Origin of the sequence: Microbulbifer mangrovi (assembly GCF_002009015.1) — a bacterium.
In the GTDB taxonomy this organism is placed as follows: Bacteria; Pseudomonadota; Gammaproteobacteria; order Pseudomonadales; family Cellvibrionaceae; genus Microbulbifer; species Microbulbifer mangrovi.
On record NZ_LZDE01000343.1, the window covers coordinates 41842 to 63901 of the forward strand.

Here is a 22060-nt window from a genome sequence, read left to right on the forward strand (position 1 = left end):
GCGCGGGGTAATTGCGTATAATAGGGTCACCGTCATGGATGGCCGGTGCCACTATTTATCTTGAGGAGGAAGTAACGTGCACTCAACTTCGGTTTTAATTCTGGTCGGCGTATTCGGCCTCGCTCTCGGAGCCCTACTGGCCTTTCTGGCCACCCGCAGCCGCCAGAACATCGACCGCACCCAGGAATTGGAACTGCGCCTGAAAGAAGCGAACACCAAGCTGGAAGACTTCCAGCTACAGGTGAACGAACACTTTGACCAGACGGCCCAATTGGTTCACAACCTGACCCAGAGCTACAAAGATGTTCACGAATATCTTGCCAATAGCGCCATGCGCCTTTCCAGTCAGGACATCGGCCGCCAGATGCTGGAGGCCGGCAGCGGCCAGCTGAGCGACAACGACGAAAACCTCAGTGTGCTCCCGCCGCGAGACTGGGCTCCGAAGGAACCGGGTGCCAAAGGCACCCTGTCCGAAGACTACGGACTGGAAAAAGAGGCCCGCGCGCCGTCGCCAGCAGTTACCCCGCCACCCACAGAGGACGCGGTCAACCGCTGAGACACAAGCTCAGGCTGCCCCCCCACAAACGGGCTGCCCAGACTGCAGACACAAAAAAGGCGGGGTGACCCCGCCTTTTTTGTGTCTGCTACCAGCGAATTACAGGCTCTGGTAGTAGTCCATCAGGATCTGGGCCACTTCCGGGCGGGAGAATTCGGGGGGCGGTGCGATACCGTTACCCAGCATCTCGCGCACCTTGGTACCGGACAGCAGGATAAAGTCCTCTTTGGTGTGATCCGGCACATCGCGCATCATCACAACCCGATTCAGCTTCTTCGAGTAGGCGGTGTGGTCGGCACGGAAGATCTCGATCTCCAGCGCGCCCTCAGGCACCTTGTCATCGAAAACGGTCTGGGCATCAAACGCACCGTAGTAGTCACCTACGCCAGCGTGGTCGCGACCAACAATCAGGTGGCTACAACCACAGTTCTGACGGAATACTGCGTGCAGTACCGCTTCGCGCGGACCAGCGTACAGCATGTCAAAACCGTAACCGGTAACCATTACTGTGTTCTTGGGGAAGTAGTCTTCCACCATTTTGCGGATCGCAGCGTCGCGTACGTGTGCGGGGATATCGCCCGGCTTCAGCTGACCCAGCAGCATATGGATGAGCACACCATCTGCCTCTACCGCTTCCAGTGCCATCTTGCACAGTTCTTCGTGAGCGCGATGCATGGGGTTGCGGGTCTGGAAGGCAACAACCTTGCTCCAGCCGTGCTCTACGAATTCATTGCGGATTTCTACCGCAGTGCGGAATGTATCCGGGAAGTCTGCCTGGAAGTAGCTGAAGTTCAGCACTTCGATCGGACCGGAAATCAGCTGGCGACCGGCACCCTTGAAAGTGGCCACACCCGGGTGGGCGTCGTCCAGGGTTCCGAACACGTGCTCGGCCATGGTGTTTATCTGCTCGTCGCTAACGGTTTCAATGGCTTCGACATCCATCACTGCCAGCACCGGGTTGCCCTCTACGTTGGGGTCGCGCAGTGCGATACGTTTGGCGCCGGCGATAGCGGAAGTATCTTCCACCATGTTCACCACCGGTACCGGCCAGAAGAGACCGTCTACGGTACGCAGGGACTCTGCAACACTCAGGGAGTCAGCCAGATTCATGTAGCCGTGCAGCGGGTTAAAGTAACCAGCACCCAGCATCACCGCATTGGCCGCGGCGGCGGAGCTGACCACGATGGACGGCAGGGATTCCGCCTCATGCATCAATTGATGGTGGCGCTCACTGTCGTAAACAAAGCGGGGCTGCAGCTCGACACTGCCGTGTGGGCGAACCAGGGACATTCGGAACTCCTGAGATTGGTTACAGATTATTGGATCGAATTTTTGAGCGCCACATTATACGGATTCCAGCGCTGGCACCAAGCGCCAACAGTGCTGCAGCTTAGAACGCTTGGTGAGGACACCAGAACTCAAAGACGTATAATGGCTCCAAATCAAGGAGTCCCCGTGTCATTACAACGATTCTTGCAAGACTGGGCCATCCCGGCCCTTATCGGTCTCGCAGTAGCCGCAGCGCTACTGCTGCTGTTCCCCCACCTGCGGGGCCAGACCGAGAAATCGCCCGCGGTGGGGAGTTTCCAGGGCCCGGTATCCTATGCCAGCGCGGTCAATCTGGCGGGCCCGGCGGTGGTCAACATATTCACCCGCAAGGCCGTTCCTCAGCGCAGACACCCCCTCTACAACCATCCGCTTTACCGACGCCTGCTGGACAACATGAACCTGCCGCAACAGGAGCGGATGCAGTCCAACCTGGGCTCCGGGGTGATCGTGAATCCGAATGGTTACATTCTGACCAACTACCACGTTGTTTCAGGGGCTGAAGAAATTGCGGTGGTGCTTTCGGACGGCCGCGAGGCACAGGCCAAGCTGGTGGGCTCGGATGCAGACTTCGACCTGGCGGTACTCAAAGTTGAACTGGACGGCCTTACCGCCATTGAAGTCGGCGACCCGGACAACGCCCAGGTGGGTGACGTAGTCCTCGCCATCGGCAACCCCTTCGGCGTAGGGCAGACGGTCACCCAGGGCATTATCAGTGCAACCGGGCGCGACCTCGCGAGCACTGGCACCGGCAGCTATCTACAGAATTTCCTGCAAACCGACGCTGCGGTAAACCCGGGCAATTCAGGCGGTGCACTGGTAGATGCCTACGGAAAACTGCTTGGCATTAACACCTCAATCCTCAACCAGAGTGGCTCGACCGGCGGTATCAGCTTTGCGATTCCCGCCAATATTGCACTCAAGATCATGCAGGACATCATTGAGTTCGGCCGTGTAGTGCCCGGCTGGCTTGGCATCGAGGCCCAGACCCTTTCGCCACAGCTGGCGAGATCATTCAATCTGGCCTCCACCAACGGAGTCATCATCACCGCCACTTACAACCAGGGCCCGGCAGCGCTGGCCGGCCTCAAGCCAGGTGACGTGATCACCCATATCAACGGTGATCCGATCAACGACGGCAAACATGGGGTCGCCGCCATGGCAACCTTGAGACCCGGCGAAGTGGTGACCATTACCTATATTCGCGACCGTGAGGTTCGCACAACCCAGGCCACGGTATCGGAGAAACCGCAGCCGCAAGCCAGGGACTGATCCCGACAGTTACCGGCTCTCCGGCAAACCACAACCAACACCTGAACACGGAAGGGTTTGATCATGCTGAAAACACTGTGGATTCCACTGCTGCTTGCGCTAATGGCCGGAACCGCCAGCGGAGAGACCGACGAACGCGCTGAACTGCAAACCCTGCTCGACCGGTTTCTGACCGGCGCCGCGAGCGACATCCGGGTTCACCAGCGCTTCTGGGCCGACGACCTGATTTACACCAGTTCCAGCGGACAGCGGTTCGGCAAGCAGAAGATCCTCGAAGGTATGCACCCAGCAAAGAGCGAAGCGGAAGAAGGGGAAAAGCCCGAACCAAACAGTGTCCGGTATCGCGCAGAAGAAACCGATATCCGGCTATTCGGTGACATGGCGGTGGTGGCATTCAGACTGATCGCAGACAAATCACCCGCGGATAGCAATGGTGGTGCAAACACACCGGAAAGCGAATACTTCAATACCGGCACCTTCATCAAACGTGACGGCCAGTGGCGCGCCGTCGCCTGGCAGGCAACGAAAATTCCGGCCGCCCCCGCCCCCTGAATCGCACATGGGGTGACAAACAAAAAAGCCGCGGATAGAACCGCGGCTTTAGCACTTACCTGCTTACTTCAGACTGTCAGCGGATAACGGCGATCAATCCTCTTCCGCCACGCGGTATTCCGCAGATCTCGCGTGGGCCTCCAGGCCCTCTCCCCGCGCCAATGTTGAAGCGACACGCCCGAGCGTGCTGGCGCCCTGCGGCGAACAGTAGATGACCGAACTGCGCTTCTGGAAATCGTACACTCCCAGTGGCGAGGAAAAACGAGCGGTGCCGCTGGTGGGCAATACGTGGTTCGGACCCGCACAGTAATCACCCAACGCCTCTGCGGTATAACGGCCGAGGAAGATGGCACCGGCATTGCGGATACCCGGCAGATACTGCTCTGGCTGCTCTACGGAAACCTCCAGGTGCTCCGGAGCAACGCGATTAGCCAGGTCAACGGCTTGCTCGAGGTCCCGGACCCGAATCAGCGCACCGCGATCGGCCAGAGAGCGGCCGGCAATCGCCTCCCGGGAAAGGGTCGGTAACAGCTTTTGCAGTGAAGCTTCCACCGCATCCAGGAACGCCGCGTCCGGACACAACAGAATCGACTGTGCCTGCTCGTCGTGCTCCGCCTGCGACAACAGGTCCATGGCAATCCAGTCGGGATCGGTTTTACCATCACAGATCACCAGGATTTCGGAAGGCCCGGCAATCATATCGATGGCTACCTGACCAAACACCGCGCGCTTGGCCGAAGCGACATAAATATTTCCCGGGCCCACAATCTTGTCCACGCGCGCAACGGTTTCGGTACCGTAAGCCAGCGCGGCAACCGCCTGGGCCCCACCAATGGTAAACACCCGGTCCACCCCTGCGATAGCCGCAGCGGCGAGCACCAGATCGTTCAGCTTATCATCCGGTGCGGGCACCACCATCTGGATTTCATCCACGCCCGCCACTTTTGCCGGAATCGCATTCATCAGCACTGAGGACGGATAGCTGGCCTTACCTCCGGGCACGTAGATACCCACCCGCTCCATGGGGGTAATCTGCTGACCGAGAATAGTGCCGTCGACCTCCTGATACTGCCAGGACGACTGCAGCTGGTGCTCGTGATAATCCCGCACCCGCTTGGCCGCCAGTTCCAGCGACGCGCGACTGTCAGCAGAAATACGCTCCAGTGCAGCGTGTAGCTGGGCCTTATCCAGGCAATAATCCGCAGCGGATTGCAGGCTGCGCCGATCAAAGCGGTTGGTATATTCGATCACAGCCGCATCACCGCGCGTCTTCACCTGGCGCAGGATATCGGCAACGGCAGTCTCTACCTGCTGGTCCGCCACTGACTCCCAGTCGAGGAGACGATCCAGTTCTGCAGAAAACCCGGGATGTCCGGCATCCAGCCGGCGGATGGAAAATTCACTCATAGTCGTTCGGTCGAAGATGCGTTTGCGGAAAAGTCTCAGTCAGCTTTCTGCGCGTTTACCGCCTGCGACAGCTGCTCGATCAGCGCACTGATCGCACTGTATTTCATTTTCATGGAAGCCTTGTTCACGATCAGGCGACTGCTGATATCGGCAATATGATCCCGGGCCTCGAGGCCGTTCGCCTTGAGGGTATTACCCGTGTCCACGATATCCACGATCTCATCCGCGAGATCCATCAGCGGTGCCAGCTCCATCGCGCCGTACAGTTTGATGATATCCGCCTGACGTCCCTGGGCCGCGTAATACTGCTTGGCAGATTGCACAAACTTGGTCGCCACCTTGATACGACCACTGGGCAGCGCAGCCCCCTTGATACCCGCAGTCATCAGGCGACAGCGGGCAATGTTCAGGTCGAGCGGCTCATAGATATTACTGTCGTCATGCTCCAGCAGATTGTCCTTGCCAGCCACACCCATGTCCGCGGCACCGTGCTGTACATAGGTGGGCACGTCCGAGCCACGCAAAATCAGCAGGCGCACATTCTCCTGGTTGGTCGGAAAAATCAGCTTGCGGCTTTTGGAAATATCTTCCAGCGGCTCCAGGCCGGCCGCGGCCAGCAGTGGCAGCGTTTCTTTGAGAATGCGCCCCTTGGTCAGGGCAATGGTGATCTGCATAGCGATTATGATTATCTGATGCGCCCGGCGGGTGCCGGGCCGGAAGAAAGAGGCAAGCCCCCAATTCTCGCGGGAGCTTATCGGCTCAGGGACTGCCGCGCCAATAAAAATCTAGAATAAACCTAGACGGGAAACATATAGCGCCCGAGAAACTGGCGATCAACCGGGGACACGACGGATATTGGCACCCAGCTGCTGCAGCTTCTCCTCGATACACTCGTAGCCGCGGTCAATATGATAAATACGGTCTACGATAGTCGTCCCCTCCGCCACCATACCGGCAATAACCAGGCTGGCGGAAGCACGCAGGTCTGAGGCCATTACCGGGGCACCCGTCAGTTTTTCAACGCCGGTGACAATGGCGGTATTGCCCTCGAGAATAATATTCGCACCCATCCGATTGAGCTCATGCACCTGGATCAGGCGGTTCTCGAAGATGGTTTCGACTACCGTGCCCTTGCCTTCAGCCACCGCATTCATGGCGGTAAACTGGGACTGCATATCGGTTGGGAACGCCGGATAAGGCGCGGTGCGGAAGCTGACCGCCTTGGGGCGATTCCCCTTCATATCAAGCTCGATCCAGTTATCGCCGATGCTGATATTGGCTCCAGCCTCCTCGAATTTCACCAGCACCGCATCAAGAATATCCGCACGGGTGTGGGTAAGACGCACCTTGCCACGCGCAGCCGCGGCAGCGGCCAGGAAGGTCCCGGTCTCAATCCGGTCAGGCATGACAGTGTAGGAACAGGGGGCAAGACGCGACACCCCGTGCACACGAATGGTATCGGTGCCCGCACCCTCGATCTGCGCGCCCATGGCCATCAGGAATTCTGCCAGATCGACAATTTCAGGTTCCCGTGCGGCGTTGTGTAGCACCGAGGTACCCTCAGCCAGGGCTGCCGCCATCAGCAGGTTTTCGGTACCGCCGACAGTGACCTTCTCCATCACAATATTGGCGCCCTTCAGGCGACCATTACTGCGCGCGCGGATGAAGCCTTCATCGATGGTGATTTCGGCCCCCATGGCTTCGAGGCCCTTGAGATGGATATCCACGGGACGACTCCCAATGGCACAACCACCGGGGAACGAGACATTGGCAACCCCGTGACGGGCCAGCAGCGGTCCCAGCACCAGGATTGAGGCGCGCATGGTTTTCACCAGCTCGTAGGGCGCAGTCAGGTCATTGACCGAGCGCGGGTCAATTTCCACACCCAGCTTTTCGTCAATCGTGATTTCAGTTCCCATGCACCGCAACAGGGTGATCATGGTGGTGATATCGTTGAGGTGCGGGAGATTGTGAATCTGCACCGGCCCATCGGCCAACAGCGTTGCTGCCAGAATCGGCAACGCAGAGTTCTTGGCCCCGGAAATCTTTAGCGTTCCGGAAATGGGGCTGCCCCCTTCGATAATCAGCTTGTCCATTCGATCTGGTTTCCCATTGCGGAGCAAAAAACTGGACACAAGCCTAGTTTGTGTCCGGACTACATTTATTCGCCGGCTTCTTCGGGCGTAAGGGTTTTCATCTGCACGGCGTGCAGGGTGCCATCGGCGATCTTTTCGGACAGCGCTCCGTACACTAGCTGCTGCTTTTTGAGGCGGCTAAGGCCATTGAACACCTCGCTGATAACCGTCAATTGAAGGTGGCTGCCCTCAAAGGACACTTCAACCTGGCTTCCGGGAATTTGCCCTTCAATCAAGGCTTTGATCTGATCTGGTTGCATAGATGGGGCTTACAGTCGTGTTAAAAACGCGCAAGTGTACTGGAATAAGCAACCCGGCGCAGCCGTGATTCTCGCGACTGCGCCGGGTCCTTACGCACTCTCACGCATCCGGGCTCATCAGCCCACTTTGTCCGCCGCCGACCAGCTGGCGATGACCCTGTCGATATCGCCGCCGTTGGTCTGCATGGCCTGAGCGAACTGGCCGCGGAAGGTTTTACCGAGGTTGACGCCATTCAGAATCACGTTGATCAGCTTCCACTGCCCGCTGCGATTGCGAACGAGGGTATAAGAGACCTTGGTAACACCCTCTTTACTGCGCACTTCCTGCAGCACATTGACCCGATTACCGCTCGGGGCAGAACCCGGATTCAGCACCTTCACATCCATAGTGCCAAAGGTGGCAACACCTCGGGCAAACGTCGCTACCAGGTCGCGGCGGAAAGCACTGGCAAACTTAGCGCGCTGGGCCGGGGTCGCCTGCTTGGCGTACTTGCCCATTACTCCGCGGGCGATAAAGTCGAAGTCCACCACCGGCGCCAATACCCGATCAACCGCGGAGTAGTAGCCTTGCGGGTTAGAATTGACCTTTTTACCCTCGCTTCGGATTACTCCAAGCAACTCGTTTGAGACCCCTTCGATCACGGTGTACGGGTTCTGCGCCGCTGAGGCAAAAGGTGCCACGCAACACAGCAAGAAAACGGATAACAGTGCCCAAACGCGGGCTGTAATCCGCTGATCAGATTTCCGGACTTGGATGGTCATGGCGGGCGTTCTCACAGAATATCTCCCATTGGCAATTCGTCCCTTGGATGCTCACCACAAGAAAAAGTGTCGTGGCGATGCCGATATTTTTCGCTGGTGTGCTGGAGAGACCGATTTTCCGTTCGGTCTTTCTCGGTAGCTGACAATAGCGGCGGCAAACTATACCATGGCGGCGCTTCGGACAAGCGGCACTGGGTCACTTTCGCCGTGCTGACCGCGGTCACGCTCCCCGGCCCACGAAACTCTGGCACGACGGCTCCTGCCGGGTTCAGCCGGCAGGCCGAGCGGTCAGGCCAGTACAGAATCCCATCAGCGCTTACCGAGTCTAGCTGCGCAACGACATTTGCGGCGCGACCGACATTAAAAGGTTAGCACGTCAGCCTGCGGGGCTGCGGTACCGCAATCCGATGCGCCGAACCGACAACGCTTCTCTAAACTGATACTAGATTTTGTGCAGGTCCACTTTTCACGGCCTCCGCACCTTGGAACCCAGAAGAGCATTACTATGGGAAAAGAACTAATAATTGAGGCGGGACGCCGCACCATCTCCATGGAAGCCGTTGCAGTAGCAGCGTTGGAGCAACGAATCGGCAACGGATTCCAAAAGGCCTGTGAACTGATCCTTGCTTGCAAGGGCCGCGTGATCGTATCCGGTATGGGCAAGTCCGGCCATATTGGCCGCAAGATTGCCGCCACTCTCGCGAGCACCGGCACCCCCAGTTTCTTTGTCCACCCGGGTGAGGCCAGCCATGGCGACCTGGGCATGATCACCCGTCAGGACCTGGTCATAGCCATCTCTAACTCTGGCACCTCCGCAGAGGTACTCACCCTGCTGCCCCTGCTCAAGCGCCTAGGCATTCCCATGATCAGCATGACCGGCAAGCCGGACTCACCGCTGGCACAATCCGCCGATGTAAACCTCGACATCGCCGTCGATACCGAGGCCTGCCCGCTCAATCTGGCACCCACCTCCTCAACTACCGTCACCCTTGTGATGGGTGATGCACTCGCGGTGGCGCTGCTCGAAGCGCGTGGCTTTACCGCCGAGGACTTCGCGTTTTCCCACCCGGGAGGCGCACTGGGTCGCCAGCTGCTTTTGAAGGTGGAAGATGTTATGCACGCCGGCGACGAATTACCCCAGGTAGCGCCGGAAACACCACTTTCCACCGCACTGCTGGAGATGACAAGCAAGGGCTTTGGTATGACAACTGTAGTCGACAAGGGCGGACACCTGCTGGGCGTATTTACTGACGGCGACCTGCGCCGAGTGATCGACCAGAAGCAGGAGCTGGATAGTGCCACCATGGATCAAGTGATGAGCCGCCGCCCCAAAACGGTCAGCGCCCACACCCTCGCCGCAGAGGCACTGCGCATCATGGAAGACAGCAAGATCACCGCACTGGTGGTCGAGGATCCCGAACACCACCCCATCGGGCTCCTGCATATGCACGATATTTTACGCGCCGGGGTCATCTGACCCACCTGTCGCCCCCCACACCTGGGCGCACAGACACCCGCTTACAAAAATTTATAGATAGAAGGCCCCCCGTGAACCAGCAGCAACTGCACACAGAACAGGACATCCGCAACAAACTGAGCCAGGTACGCCACCTGATCCTTGATGTGGACGGCGTTCTTACCGATGGCCGCCTGTATTTCGACAACCACGGTAATGAGCTGAAAACCTTCCACACCTTGGACGGCCACGGTATCAAGATGCTGCAGCAATCCGGTGTCGCGGTGGCGATTATTACCGGCCGGCGCAGCTCCCTGGTGGAAAAGCGCGCGCACGACCTGGGCATCACGCGCCTGATCCAGGGGCGGGAAGACAAGTACACCGCGTTTCTGGAGCTGTTCGCAAACGAACCTTACGATATGCAGCACATTGCCTATATGGGCGACGACTATCCGGACCTGCAACTGATGACGCGGGTTGGCTGCCCGATTGCGGTTCCCGATGCGGCACCACCGGTACGCGAGCGCGCACTGTTTGTTACCGAGCGGAGCGGCGGAATGGGCGCGGTTCGCGAAGTGTGCGACCGGATAATGCACGCGCAGGACACCTTCAATGCCGCCCTGGCACCTTATCTCGCCGATGACGGAAGGTAACCTTTAGCGCCATCGCCTGAACCAACAGGCCACTGCGAAGACTAAATGAGCGGCCATCTGTGAATGACCGCCCACTCAAGGAAACGAAAACCGAATGCGCACCTGGTTCCCTCTGGTCATTGTTGTCACCCTCATCTCCCTGGGGTTGTGGTTTACTGAAAGCCCGCCCGAGCAGTTGATGGGCAAGCGCCCCACCCAGCAGGAACACAATAAAGCCGCAGATCTCATCATCCGGGATGCACGCACGCGCCACTTCAGCACGGAGGGCACGCTCGCCTATGAAGTGGATGCCAAGCGCGTGACATTTTTCCAGTTCGCCCGCCGCGATCGTGCAGACCTCACCGAACCGCGCATGATGTTCTATCAAGGAGAGGATTCCCGCTGGCGCACTGAATCCCGATCCGGAGTGGCCTTTAACAACGGCCAGCGTGTGGTTCTGCGCGGCGATGTCACGATCCGGGAGCTACCGGAGCCGGGCATCACCCTGCGCACTCCGAATATTGTGATCAAGCCACGCGAAGAATTCGCCGAAACGAATAAACGCGTTACCATTACCGACGGTCCGAATCGCACCACAGGCAAAGGCCTGCGCGCCGACCTGAAAAAAGACAAAGTAGAAATCCTGTCTGACGTGGAAAGCAGCTATGAAGCCCAATGACTCGATCCACCCACCGGCGCGCAGCATCGTCCGCGCAGCCTGTGCAACCTTCCTCGCCACGCTGCTGTTCGCTGCCAATAGCCACGCTCTGCCCAATGACCGGGAGCAGCCGGTCAAGGTTTCCGCCGACAAACTGGAAGCCAATCGCAGCAAGAATCTCTCGGTGTACAGCGGCAACGTGGTGATCAGCCAGGGCTCCCTGCAGATTCGCGCCGATCGCGTAGAGGTACACGGCAACACCAAAGGTGAAATCAACAAGGTGGTTGCCACCGGCAAGCCTGCGCACTTTCAGCAGCAGGTAGAGGAAAGCGCCACCCCGGTCAAGGCGCGCGCCAAACGTATCGAATTCCTGGTCAGCAGCGATGCCCTACAGCTCACCGGGGAAGCGTTTGTCGACCGCGATGGCAACACCCTGTCTGCCGAGCGTATTGATTACGACCTCAACAGTGAGCAGATGCAGGCCCAGGGACAATCAGAGCAGAAGCGGGTAGAGATGATCTGGAAGCCGGAATCCAAACCGGCACAGAACGACCAGTAAGCGGCGCCCGACCAACACACAATATTTAACAAGTGGGCTGCCCGCAGCGGCCCTACAGATACCGGATTGCAACATGCCGACGCTCAAAGCGTTACATCTCGCCAAGCAGTACAAGAAACGCAAAGTCGTTCAGGACGTTTCCGTGAGCGTATCCAGCGGCCAGGTAGTCGGCCTCCTTGGCCCCAACGGCGCCGGTAAGACCACCTGCTTCTACATGATCGCTGGTCTGCTCCAGGCAGATGCCGGACAGGTAATGATCGATAGTGAAGACATTACCGGCTATTCGATGCACGGCCGCGCGCGCAAGGGTATCGGCTACCTGCCCCAGGAAGCATCGGTATTCCGCCGCCTGTCGGTGGCGGACAATATCCTCGCCATCCTGGAGACACGCAAGGACCTGAACCGCAGTCAGCGCCAGGCGCAGCTGGAGGCACTGCTGGAAGAGTTCCATATCACCCACATCCGCGACAGCCTGGGCATGGCCCTGTCCGGTGGCGAGCGCCGGCGGGTCGAGATTGCGCGCGCCCTGGCCACCAATCCCGCCTTTGTCCTGCTCGACGAGCCATTTGCCGGGGTAGACCCCATCTCGGTCAACGATATCCAGCAGATCATCCGCCACCTGAGGGATCGCGGCATCGGCGTACTGATCACCGATCACAACGTGCGCGAGACCCTGGATATCTGCGAGACCGCCTACATCGTCAGCGAAGGGCATATTATCGCCTCAGGCAACCCCAAAGACGTCGCCCAGAACAAGCAGGTAAAAGACGTGTATCTGGGACACGAGTTCACCATTTGACCGAAACACGGGGGATCCATCTGCTCAATCCCCCGCATTCCTAGACGGCCATCACAAATAATACCGGCGCATCCAAAAGCAAAAGTCGTTTCGGCACGCTTATTGCTTAACCTGCCTCTTGTGTTCCGATTTGCCCCGGGGTAGTCTGCAGGAAATGAGCTTTACGCCGCCGTAACAGATACAGATTCTGTACAGCGCACTAACGCCAGATAATTCTGCCGGCACACCCCTTTATGAAGCAGTCACTCCAGTTAAAACTCGGTACCCAGCTGACGATGACGCCGCAGCTGCAGCAGGCCATTCGCCTCTTGCAGCTGTCCACCCTGGACCTGCAACAGGAAATCCAGTCGGCGCTCGACAGCAATCCGCTACTGGAATCGGACTTTGATGAGCACGCTGGCGAAACCCACCAGGATCAGAACACCCCTGCCAGCTCCGAAGGCCAGGAGCGCGAAGCTGCCGAGCGCGAGAGCGCCCGCGAGGCGCAGAACGACTCCACTGCCGACGGCGACTGGAATAGCGAAATTCCGGATGACCTGCCCGTCGACACCCGCTGGGATGACATTTACACCAGCGGCAGCTACACCGGCGGCGAAGGGGAAGACTTCGCCCTGGAGCAGCGCAATGCGGTATCTGAGAGTCTGCAGGATCACCTGCTGTGGCAGCTCAACCTCACCCCGCTGACCGATGGCGACAAGCTCATTGGCGAGTCGCTGATTGACGCCATTGCCCCCAACGGCTTTCTCGATTCAGACCTGGACGAAATGGCCGCGTCCCTCGAAGTCGAAATCGAAGAGGTACTCGCGGTCCTGAAGACCATCCAGCAGTTCGAGCCGGTAGGCTGCGGCGCGCGCGACCTGCGCGAGAGCCTGCTACTGCAACTGCGCCAGCAACCAGTGGAAACGCCGTGGCTGCCCCAGGCACTGATCGTGGTGGATCAACACCTGGACCTGCTGGGGAAGCGCGACTTCCGCCAGTTGAGCCGCCGCACCCGCCTCAGTGAGTCACAGCTGGGCGAGGTCATGCGCCTGATCCAGACCCTCACCCCCTACCCCGGCGAAGCTTTTGGCGGCGAGGAGCCCCAGTATGTGGTGCCGGACGTTATCGTGAGCCGCAAGCAGCAGCGCTGGGTGGTGGAACTCAACCCGGAGACCACCCCCAAGCTGCGCATCAACGACGCCTACGCATCGCTGATCAAGCGCGCCGACAACTCCAGCGAGAACAACTACCTGCGCGACAACCTGCAGGAAGCGCGCTGGTTCCTGAAGAGCCTGCAGAGCCGCCACGAGACCCTGCTCAAGGTCGCCAGCTGTATCGTGGAGAAGCAGCAGGGCTTTTTCGAGCAGGGGCCGGAAGCCATGAAGCCCATGGTGCTGGCAAACATCGCCGAAACCATCGGCATGCACGAATCCACCATCTCCCGGGTGACCACCCAGAAATACATGCTCACCCCGCGCGGTGTATTTGAACTCAAATACTTCTTCTCCAGCCATGTCAGCACCGACTCCGGTGAGGACGCGTCCTCCACCGCCATCCGCGCGCTGATCCGCAAGCTGATCGACGCCGAACAGCCACGCAAGCCCCTGTCGGACAACAAGATCACCCAGGAGCTGGATTCGCAAGGAATCAAGGTGGCTCGCCGCACCGTGGCGAAATACCGGGAATCCATGGGCATCCCCTCCTCCAGCGAGCGAAAACGACTGGTCTGACCATTCGGGTCACTGAACAGGGGCGCGGCAACCCTCCCGCGATCATTTTCTGCGCGACCAATGCATGGACATTGAGTGTATCCTTCCATTCTGGCGCACTTCCTAGTAGGGTTGCCGCCCTGTGCGGGGGTGCTGCCGGATTGTGTTGCACCCGATGAGGAGAAATCCATGCAGATCAATATCAGTGGCCATCATGTTGACGTAACTCCGGCCATTCGCGATTACTGCCTGACCAAACTGGACAAGCTCTCCCGCCACCACGACCTGATCACCAATACGCAGGTCATACTTTCCGTCGACAAACTCATCCAGAAAGCCGAGGCGCGGGTTCACGTGAACGGCAAGGATGTTTTTGCAGATTCGGAATCGGAAGATATGTACGCGGCGATTGACTCTCTCGCCGACAAACTCGACCGGCAGCTGCTGAAACACAAAGAAAAGTTACGCAGTCACCGCTAGTCGTAACACAACCAGGTTACCGGCTGGCCTGTACCGCTAGATCATCAGTAAGTTATGACATTGGACGCACTACTCTCTCCCCGCCTGAGCCTTTGCCACCTGGCGGGGAGTAGCAAGAAAAAGCTGTTACTCAACATCGCCCAAGCGATTTCAGAACAATACCCCGACCTGGATTCCGATACCGTTTTCAACCAGCTGGTAGCCAGGGAGCGCCTTGGCTCCACCGGTATTGGTGAAGGTGTCGCCATCCCGCACTGCCGCCTCCCCGGCTGCGAAAAGCCCATCGGCGTGCTGTGCACCACCTCCCCAGCGGTAGACTTTGATGCCATCGACCGCCAGCCTGTCGACCTGCTGTTTGCCCTGCTGGTGCCGGAGAACTCGGAGCAGGAGCACCTCGAGACCCTGGCAGAGATCGCCGCGCTATTCAGCGACAGTCGGGTGCGCGAAAAACTGCGCGAAGCCGACACCAGCGACGAGCTGTACGCACTGGCAATCAACAGCGCCGCCGCGGCATAATAGCCAACGCACACATCCGGCTACCCTCCGTCGCCGGATGACCAGCCCAAGTTAGCCATTCCGGTCGCGCAATAGCGCCCGGAATCAGCAAGGAGTGCTTGTTCCATGCGCCTGGTCATAATCAGCGGCCGCTCCGGCTCCGGTAAAAGCTCCGCTCTGCAACTGCTGGAAGATGTGGGCTTCAACTGCATCGACAACCTGCCCGCAAGCCTGCTGCCGGAACTGATCCGCCGGGTCGCGGAACAGCCCCCGCAGGAAAACACCCAGCTGGCACTCGGCATCGATGCGCGCAATTTGTGGCACGACGTACGTCAGGCGCCCAAGGTCATCAACGACCTGCGCGAAAGCGGTATCGACTGCGACGTCATCTATCTGGATGCACGCTCACCGACGCTGGTACAGCGCTTCAGTGAAACCCGCCGCAAACACCCCCTGAGCGATAGCCGCACCCACTTGCTGGAGGCGCTCAACCATGAAAAAGAGCTGCTCGCGCCCCTCGCATCCATGGCCGATCTGGTTATCGACACCAGCAGCCTCAGCCTGCACCAACTACGGGATCAGGTGAAATCCCGCGTGGTGGGCAAGGACTCCCCCGGCATGGCGATCTTGTTCCAGTCATTCGGTTTCAAACACGGTGTGCCGGTGGATGCGGACCTGGTTTTCGATCTGCGCTGCCTGCCCAACCCCTACTGGGTTGCCGAGTTGCGCGACAAGACGGGCCAGGATCCCGAGGTGGCCGATTTCCTGCGCTCGCATCAGGAAACCGAAGACATGCAGCGCGATATCACCAGCTTCCTCGAGCGCTGGCTTCCCTCATATCAACAGAGCAATCGCAGCTACACCTCAGTCTCTATCGGCTGTACCGGCGGTCGCCATCGATCCGTGTATATGGTCGAGCAGCTGGCCAAAACCTTTGCCAGCCAATTTGAGAACATCCAGATTCGCCATCGCGAACAACAGAAGAAGTAACGAGCCCTGCTCCCCGGAAGAAAACCGTCCATGCAAAAGAGCCGTATCACCATCATCAACAAACTCGGGCTACACGCCCGCGCCGCCAGCAAGTTTGCACAGACCAGCGCGCGCTTCTCTTCCGAAGTCAAAGTGCACTGCCAGGGCAAGGCCGTCGATGGCAAGAGTGTGATGGCGCTGATGCTACTGGCCGCGGGCAAGGGCGTGGAACTTGAGCTCGAGGTTTGCGGCCGCGATGAAGACCTCGCACACGAAACTATTTGCGCGCTGATCAACGACCGGTTTGGCGAAGGGGAATAAGGACAGGTAGCCACTCTCCAACGCTCAACCGGTATAATACCGCCACTCAAAGTGCTCGCAGACAGCAGGTAACTCTGTGCCCAACCCCGCCAATGCCGACTTCAAATTCCGCGCCCAGAACCAGCTCGGCGAGCTGTATGCTGCGCTGGATAGCGGCACCGGGCGCGAAGTGCAGCGCATGCTGCACTCCCTGTCCCCACAGAGCATTGCGCAACTGCTGGAAAGTTCACCGCCGCGTATTCGCCAGGTTCTTTGGAAGCTGATCGATCGCGAAGTGGAAGGCGAGGTCCTGCAGGAACTCACCGATGACGTTCAGAGCCAGATTCTCGCCACCATGGACACCGAAGAGATGGTGGCCATCATGGAGGGCCTGGACGCGGACGATGTGGCCGATATTCTCCAGCAGCTGCCCGACCGGGTGATGGGGGAAGTGCTCTCTGCGATGAGCGAGCACGACCGCCAGCGCGTGGAAAGCGTTCTCGCCTACGACGAGGAAACCGCCGGCGGCCTGATGGATACGGACATCGTGTCCGTGCGCCCAAATCTGCACCTGGACGTGGTCCTGCGCTACCTGCGGCGCCATGAACAGCTTCCGGAATCCACTGACAACCTTTTTGTGGTCAATCGCAAGGGCCGCTTTATCGGCCTCCTGCCGTTAACAAAACTGCTCACCACTGATCCCTCCGTCACCGTGCGCGAGGTGATGATCACCGACGTGGAGCCGATTCCCGCGCATATGCCGGACGACGAAGTTGCCCAGCTGTTTGCCAAATACGACTGGATTACCGCGCCGGTAGTAGACGAAGACAAGCGCCTGCTGGGGCGCATCACCATCGACGATGTGGTCGACGTTATTCGCGAAGATGCCGATCACTCGCTGATGAGTCTGGCCGGCCTGGACGAGGAAGAAGACACCTTTGCCCCGGTAATCCGCACCGCACCGCGCCGCGCCGTGTGGCTGGGGATCAACCTGCTGACCGCCCTGCTTGCCTCCTGGGTCATCAACCTGTTCCAGGGCACCATTGACAAGGTGGTCGCCCTGGCGGTGCTGATGCCTATTGTGGCCAGCATGGGCGGTGTGGCCGGCAGCCAGACACTGACGGTAGTGATACGCGGTATGGCCCTGGGACAGGTCGGGCGCAGTAACCTGAGCTGGCTGCTCTCCCGTGAGCTTGGCTCCGGGGCACTGAACGCGATTCTCTGGTCTGCCGTCATGGGCGGTATCGCTGCGCTGTGGTTTGGGGATACCCGCATTGCCCTGATTATCATTGCGGCCATGGTCATCAATCTGGTTACCGCCGCATTTGCCGGTGCCATACTGCCGGTCGCCCTGCGCGCCATGCGAATCGACCCGGCGCTGGCCGGCGGCGTCGCCCTGACCACGGTGACCGACGTAGTAGGCTTTTTGTCATTTCTTGGTCTCGCCACCATCTTCTTTGCCTGACACAGGCTTGCGAACTAACTTTTCAGAGACATTACATGCACAACTCCGACGATTTCGAAGAATTTGAAGACGACCTGCCGAAGAGCAAGACCCAGGTCAAAGAAGAGATGCACGCGCTCCAGGAATTGGGCAAGCGGCTGACCGAGCTGAATGCGGCGAAACTGGCCGAAGTACCCATGGATCCGGACCTGACCGAAGCCATCGAAACCATGCACCGGATCAAATCCCGCGAAGCGCGACGCAGGCAGCTGCAGTACATCGGCAAGCTGATGCGCAAGGCGGATGTGGAGGCCATCGAGGCAGTGCTGGAAAAGCACAAGGAGCAGGATCACCTGCACCTGCGCTTTGACCGCATGGCGGAGGAGTGGCGGGAACGCTTGCTTACACAGGGTAAAGAGGCCCAGAGCGCATTCTTTGACGCCTTCCCCGGTGCCGACCATCAACAACTGCGCACACTGGTTCGTGAAGCCAACAAGGAAATCGCCAACAAAAAGGCGCCGACAAACCAGCGAAAATTATTCCGCTACTTGCGTGATTTTTTTATGCAGGACAGTTGAGCACGCTACTGTGAACCCTGATCAGTGAGAGCCTCGGTCAGCTCGGTGCGTACGATTTTTATCACCGCTGGATTCTGCGGAACCCAGCGGTGCAGGCTAACCGGTACCTGGTAAGTATTCCCCACAGGGAGGCGGGAACTGGTGTGGGGCACGATGGTAGCGTCATAAGGCGTCCAGATGGATACCGGGGCAACCCCCTCAAGCACTTCCGTATCCCGATTCAGGTTATCGAGAAACTCACTGCCGATACGCAACTGACGCCCACCTTTGTACGGCAGCAGATGCGCCCACAGACTGCCAAAATGGGGGCTGGAGAGCGCAATAAATTTGTGTACCTTTTCCGCACCGCCCATTCTCTGCAGATAGTAGCGTGCCACGATTCCACCCATGCTGAACCCCACCAGCGCGCATGTCTCCCCGTTGCCACTAACCTCCTCCACCAGGTCTCGCAACTGTCTGGCCATGGGCTCCATTCCATACCAGCCGCTGTTGGCTTTCAGATTGATTGTGCGTGCGGTAAATCCCGCCTCTCCCAGAGCGCGCTGCATCCGCAACATTGACTTGCCCCGGTCAAAGATTCCGGGAATCAGAATCGCAACACGGCTTTTCTGCATCATCCACTGCTCGGGTTAATCCGGTTCGGCTATTCAATAAGATTAGAAGGCAACAAGGCAGGCGGGAAACAAATCGGGCCCGGGGATTGAATCCGCGGGCCCGAAAAATCGACAAGTCAAACCTGACCGCAGTCAGTTTGCGCAATCAGCTGGTACACGCCTCAGCCACGTTCACCGGCTTTCCCGGCTGGGCTACCTCCGCCGGTTTCGGCAGAGGCTTGATCAGCACCAGTAACAACGGCAGCAGAGTCAGGGATCCCAGCAGTGCAGCGGACATGGCCAGCGCCGTCAGCAGGCCAAAGTAGATCGAAGGCACAAACTTGGACAGCGCCAGAATCGAGAACCCGGCAATGATGGTGATTGCGGTATAGAACATGGCGCGGCCAATGGTTGCGTGACTACGGTGCATGGTCGCGACGTAATCGCCATCTTTCGCAAACTCCTCACGGAAACGGTACAGGTAGTGAATCGCGTGATCCACGCCGATACCCACGGTGATCGCGGCAATGGTAATGGTCATCATATCCAGCGGAATATTCGCCAGCCCCATACCACCCAGCACCACACAAGCCGCCAGCATATTCGGCACCAGCGCTATTACCGCCAGCCACAGTGAGCGAAACAACACCAGGAACATCAGCAGGATGCCGGCAAACACCGCACCCAGGGTCAGAATCTGGGACTTGAACAGGCTCTGCAACATATTGTTGTACAGCACCAGCATGCCGGTCTGGCGAATATCCTCCGCGGCGATGCCCATGTCATTTTCCGCAAAAGCGTAAATACGGCGGATCAACTCATCCCGGCTCAGGTCCGGATCGGATTCAATCACCCGCATGGTAATCCGCGCCTGCTGCTGTTGCGGAGACCAGTACGGAGAGACCAGTACCTGATTGATCTCCTCTGGCAGGCTCTGGCGCGCCACGGCCAGCTCGAAATCATTCAGACCACCATCGTTCAGATCCTGCGCCACCTTGTACAGGGTGGCGAGCGATTGCACCTTGCCGATTTCCGGCTGCGCCTCAAGGAAGTCGTGCAGCTGTTCAATCTGGTTCAGGCCAGCTACGGTAAACCAGTAGGCATCCGGGGCCTGACTTTCACTGCTACCGGCAAAAGGATCATCTGCCGCGAACGGGTCTTCCGCAGCAAACGGGTCGGCCTCATCCGCAGTCGCTTCGTCACCGCCAAAGTCTGTAGCGAACGGGTCCTCCTCCCCTTCACTCTCCCCCTCAAATGCCGGCGCTGACTGCTCAGGCTTGTTCAGTACCACATCGAGATTGATGGTGCCGCCGAGCCGCTGGTCGATGACCAGCATGCCCTGGTGGATTTCCGTGGAATCATCGAAGTAATCGATAAAACGGTTTTCCACTTTCAGGCGGCTGATACCCACGGCACTGATCACTGCCGCGATCACCGCCACCCCCAGCACCACGGCCTTGTGGTTATCTGCAAAGCGGGAGAACACCTGGGTGAACGCGTGGGAATTGTCACGGCCCTGCCCCGCATCCCGCTTCTTGAGCAGCATCAGGCTCGCGGGAAGAATCAGGAATGAAAGCACCAGCGCCATGGTCACGCCGATACTCATCATCCAGCCAAAGTCGATCACCGGGCGAATACCACTGACCACCAGCGAGATGAAAGCCACCATGGTGGTGAGACCGGTATAGAGACACGGCTTGGCCATGAACGCGACGGTCGCGGAAGCCAGCTGGAAGCGATCCCATTCCGGGTATTGCGCGAAGTACTCGCGGTAACGCACTGCAAGGTGGATGGTGATGGCGAGGGTAATAATCAGCAGCAGGGCCAGGAAATTGGCGGAAATGACCGTCAACCGCCAGTCCAGCCAGGACAGCAGGCCCAGCATCATCACAGCCGTGGTCACACAGGTAACCAGGGGCAACAGAACCCAGCGCGGCTGACGGAAGATCAGCAACAGGGTGATCACGATAAACGCCAGGATACCCGCGCCAAATACCACCAAGTCACTCTCGATAAACGCAATCATGTCCGAGGTGATCATGGTCAGACCACCCAGGAACAGCTCTGCGCTGCCGTCGTACTGGGCGAGGATTGCACGAACTTCTTTTACCCGGTCCCGGGCCGCCGCTTCCTGGGCGGTGCGGTGTTGCAGGTACTCTGCGCTCACCACTTCCAGCCGCTGAACCTCAGCCTCGCTCAGCCCCTCGGTATTGCGCTGGCGACGCAATGCATCCCGCTCGCGTACCAGGTCCAGGCCCTTTTTGTCGAGGTCGAGGTTGAGCATCATGGCGGTGGTCTCGCCATCGGCGCTCAGGATCAGATCCTTGTAGATGGGACTTTCCAGAAACTCCTTGCGCGCGAGTTCCCGGTCGACGCCGGGGGACGACAGGGTACGGATACCATCCGCCACATCGGAAATCGAAAGTTTGGGGCTGTACAGCAGCGGCACGTTCAGGACCGACTGTACGCCGGAGACGCCCTGCACCATTGCCAGCTCGTCCTGCAGACGGCGCATGGTGGCCAGGGATTCATCGCTGAACAGGTCGCCCTCCTTGTAGCGATAGGTCACCACCAGGAAGTCACCGGAGTTGTAGCGCTCGGAAATTTCGCGGAAGAAATCCAGCGAATCATCGGTCTCCAGGGTCAGGGAGTCCGCGGACGCATCCAGTTTGAATCGCGGCAGACCCGCGGCGGCGGCGATGGTGAGCAGTGCCACCAACGCCAGCACGGTTTTCGGGTGTCCGAGTACCAGTTTCTCGTACCAGGTCTTCAAGCCCAACAGCATAATCAATTCGCTATATTCGTAATCGGGATGTACATCTTGCGGCGTTGCACTTTCGTACACGCCAGTCTTCTGCCCGGGGTTCTACTTATCCACGTGGCCCAGGTCGCGCTCCGGAAACAATACGTCGCGCACCTTCTGCTTCAACTCCTTGGGTCCGGGGAAGCCCCCGTCGCGCTTGCGCTCCCAGATCAGCGTGTCGCCCACGTGAATCTCGAACACACCACCGCTGCCGGGCTTGAGCGCAACCTGCTCAAGGTCGTTTGCGAAGGTGTAGAGCAGCTCCTGAGCCATCCAGGTGGCACGCAACATCCAGTTGCACTGCACGCAGTAGTGAATGGTGACGGCATTTTGCAT

General features: G+C 58.8%; 24 protein-coding genes. 15 read left to right on the top strand and 9 right to left on the bottom strand.

Annotated features, from left to right (window positions below; all coding sequences use genetic code 11):
• Window positions 1-76: 76 nt before the first annotated feature.
• On the top strand, window positions 77-556 hold the full coding sequence (locus tag B4U49_RS16555) for a Z-ring associated ZapG family protein (RefSeq protein WP_078085714.1): 480 nt from the start codon (window positions 77-79) through the stop codon (window positions 554-556).
• Between the two features lie 99 nt (window positions 557-655).
• Here B4U49_RS16555 and sat read toward each other — a convergent pair whose 3' ends face one another.
• The gene (gene sat, locus B4U49_RS16560) at window positions 656-1846 is read right to left on the bottom strand and encodes a sulfate adenylyltransferase (protein WP_204903069.1); all 1191 of its coding nucleotides are present in this window, start codon (window positions 1844-1846) and stop codon (window positions 656-658) included.
• A gap of 165 nt (window positions 1847-2011) precedes the next feature.
• Between sat and B4U49_RS16565 the strand changes: the two genes are divergently transcribed.
• A complete protein-coding gene (locus B4U49_RS16565) occupies window positions 2012-3154 on the top strand; it encodes a S1C family serine protease (protein WP_239692679.1) in 1143 nt (380 codons plus the stop codon).
• 63 nt (window positions 3155-3217) lie between these two features.
• A complete protein-coding gene (locus B4U49_RS16570; protein WP_078085716.1) occupies window positions 3218-3706 on the top strand; it encodes a nuclear transport factor 2 family protein in 489 nt (162 codons plus the stop codon).
• A 93-nt stretch (window positions 3707-3799) separates the two neighbouring features.
• Here the strand turns inward: B4U49_RS16570 and hisD are convergent, their stop codons facing one another.
• The 5 genes from hisD to B4U49_RS16595 all read right to left on the bottom strand — a co-directional run bounded on the left by hisD (window position 3800) and on the right by B4U49_RS16595 (window position 8189).
• Complete coding sequence (gene hisD / locus B4U49_RS16575; protein ID WP_078085717.1) at window positions 3800-5113, bottom strand: histidinol dehydrogenase; 1314 nt, start codon at window positions 5111-5113, stop codon at window positions 3800-3802.
• Window positions 5114-5148: 35 nt separating this feature from the next.
• Window positions 5149-5787, bottom strand: coding sequence for an ATP phosphoribosyltransferase (gene hisG, locus B4U49_RS16580; protein ID WP_078085718.1), 639 nt, complete (start codon window positions 5785-5787; stop codon window positions 5149-5151).
• 159 nt (window positions 5788-5946) lie between these two features.
• Window positions 5947-7209 carry a UDP-N-acetylglucosamine 1-carboxyvinyltransferase gene (gene murA / locus B4U49_RS16585; RefSeq protein WP_078085719.1) on the bottom strand — a complete coding sequence of 421 codons (1263 nt, stop codon included), beginning with the start codon at window positions 7207-7209 and terminating at the stop codon, window positions 5947-5949.
• A gap of 65 nt (window positions 7210-7274) precedes the next feature.
• Window positions 7275-7508 carry a BolA family protein gene (locus B4U49_RS16590; RefSeq protein WP_078085720.1) on the bottom strand — a complete coding sequence of 78 codons (234 nt, stop codon included), beginning with the start codon at window positions 7506-7508 and terminating at the stop codon, window positions 7275-7277.
• Between the two features lie 117 nt (window positions 7509-7625).
• The gene (locus B4U49_RS16595) at window positions 7626-8189 is read right to left on the bottom strand and encodes an MlaC/ttg2D family ABC transporter substrate-binding protein (RefSeq protein WP_239692680.1); all 564 of its coding nucleotides are present in this window, start codon (window positions 8187-8189) and stop codon (window positions 7626-7628) included.
• 586 nt (window positions 8190-8775) lie between these two features.
• Between B4U49_RS16595 and B4U49_RS16600 the strand changes: the two genes are divergently transcribed.
• From B4U49_RS16600 to yjgA, 12 genes are all read left to right on the top strand, one after another.
• Entirely contained in the window at window positions 8776-9747 is a 972-nt protein-coding gene (locus B4U49_RS16600; protein ID WP_143735713.1) for a KpsF/GutQ family sugar-phosphate isomerase, read from the top strand.
• A gap of 71 nt (window positions 9748-9818) precedes the next feature.
• On the top strand, window positions 9819-10379 hold the full coding sequence (locus B4U49_RS16605; RefSeq protein ID WP_239692681.1) for a KdsC family phosphatase: 561 nt from the start codon (window positions 9819-9821) through the stop codon (window positions 10377-10379).
• A 94-nt stretch (window positions 10380-10473) separates the two neighbouring features.
• Window positions 10474-11037 (top strand): LPS export ABC transporter periplasmic protein LptC, encoded by a 564-nt coding sequence (lptC, locus tag B4U49_RS16610; protein ID WP_078085722.1) that lies wholly within the window; start codon window positions 10474-10476, stop codon window positions 11035-11037.
• Window positions 11024-11575, top strand: coding sequence for a lipopolysaccharide transport periplasmic protein LptA (gene lptA, locus B4U49_RS16615; protein ID WP_078085723.1), 552 nt, complete (start codon window positions 11024-11026; stop codon window positions 11573-11575). Before lptC ends, lptA begins: the two co-directional genes overlap by 14 nt.
• Before the next feature lie 73 nt (window positions 11576-11648).
• A complete protein-coding gene (lptB, locus tag B4U49_RS16620; protein ID WP_078085724.1) occupies window positions 11649-12374 on the top strand; it encodes an LPS export ABC transporter ATP-binding protein in 726 nt (241 codons plus the stop codon).
• Between the two features lie 233 nt (window positions 12375-12607).
• Entirely contained in the window at window positions 12608-14083 is a 1476-nt protein-coding gene (locus B4U49_RS16625; RefSeq protein WP_078085725.1) for an RNA polymerase factor sigma-54, read from the top strand.
• Window positions 14084-14251: 168 nt separating this feature from the next.
• A complete protein-coding gene (gene hpf / locus B4U49_RS16630) occupies window positions 14252-14542 on the top strand; it encodes a ribosome hibernation-promoting factor, HPF/YfiA family (protein ID WP_078085758.1) in 291 nt (96 codons plus the stop codon).
• A 54-nt stretch (window positions 14543-14596) separates the two neighbouring features.
• Window positions 14597-15058 carry a PTS IIA-like nitrogen regulatory protein PtsN gene (ptsN, locus tag B4U49_RS16635; protein ID WP_078085726.1) on the top strand — a complete coding sequence of 154 codons (462 nt, stop codon included), beginning with the start codon at window positions 14597-14599 and terminating at the stop codon, window positions 15056-15058.
• Between the two features lie 105 nt (window positions 15059-15163).
• Complete coding sequence (rapZ, locus tag B4U49_RS16640) at window positions 15164-16027, top strand: RNase adapter RapZ (protein WP_078085727.1); 864 nt, start codon at window positions 15164-15166, stop codon at window positions 16025-16027.
• A 30-nt stretch (window positions 16028-16057) separates the two neighbouring features.
• On the top strand, window positions 16058-16327 hold the full coding sequence (locus B4U49_RS16645; RefSeq protein ID WP_078085728.1) for an HPr family phosphocarrier protein: 270 nt from the start codon (window positions 16058-16060) through the stop codon (window positions 16325-16327).
• A 76-nt stretch (window positions 16328-16403) separates the two neighbouring features.
• Entirely contained in the window at window positions 16404-17771 is a 1368-nt protein-coding gene (gene mgtE / locus B4U49_RS16650) for a magnesium transporter (protein WP_078085729.1), read from the top strand.
• 35 nt (window positions 17772-17806) lie between these two features.
• Complete coding sequence (gene yjgA, locus B4U49_RS16655; protein WP_078085730.1) at window positions 17807-18328, top strand: ribosome biogenesis factor YjgA; 522 nt, start codon at window positions 17807-17809, stop codon at window positions 18326-18328.
• A 5-nt stretch (window positions 18329-18333) separates the two neighbouring features.
• On the opposite strand, the gene B4U49_RS16660 is transcribed toward yjgA, so the two are convergent.
• The 3 genes from B4U49_RS16660 to B4U49_RS16670 all read right to left on the bottom strand — a co-directional run bounded on the left by B4U49_RS16660 (window position 18334) and on the right by B4U49_RS16670 (window position 22060).
• On the bottom strand, window positions 18334-18945 hold the full coding sequence (locus tag B4U49_RS16660; RefSeq protein WP_239692682.1) for a lipase family alpha/beta hydrolase: 612 nt from the start codon (window positions 18943-18945) through the stop codon (window positions 18334-18336).
• Between the two features lie 142 nt (window positions 18946-19087).
• On the bottom strand, window positions 19088-21706 hold the full coding sequence (locus tag B4U49_RS16665; protein WP_078085760.1) for an efflux RND transporter permease subunit: 2619 nt from the start codon (window positions 21704-21706) through the stop codon (window positions 19088-19090).
• An 81-nt stretch (window positions 21707-21787) separates the two neighbouring features.
• A complete protein-coding gene (locus tag B4U49_RS16670) occupies window positions 21788-22060 on the bottom strand; it encodes an Rdx family protein (RefSeq protein ID WP_078085731.1) in 273 nt (90 codons plus the stop codon).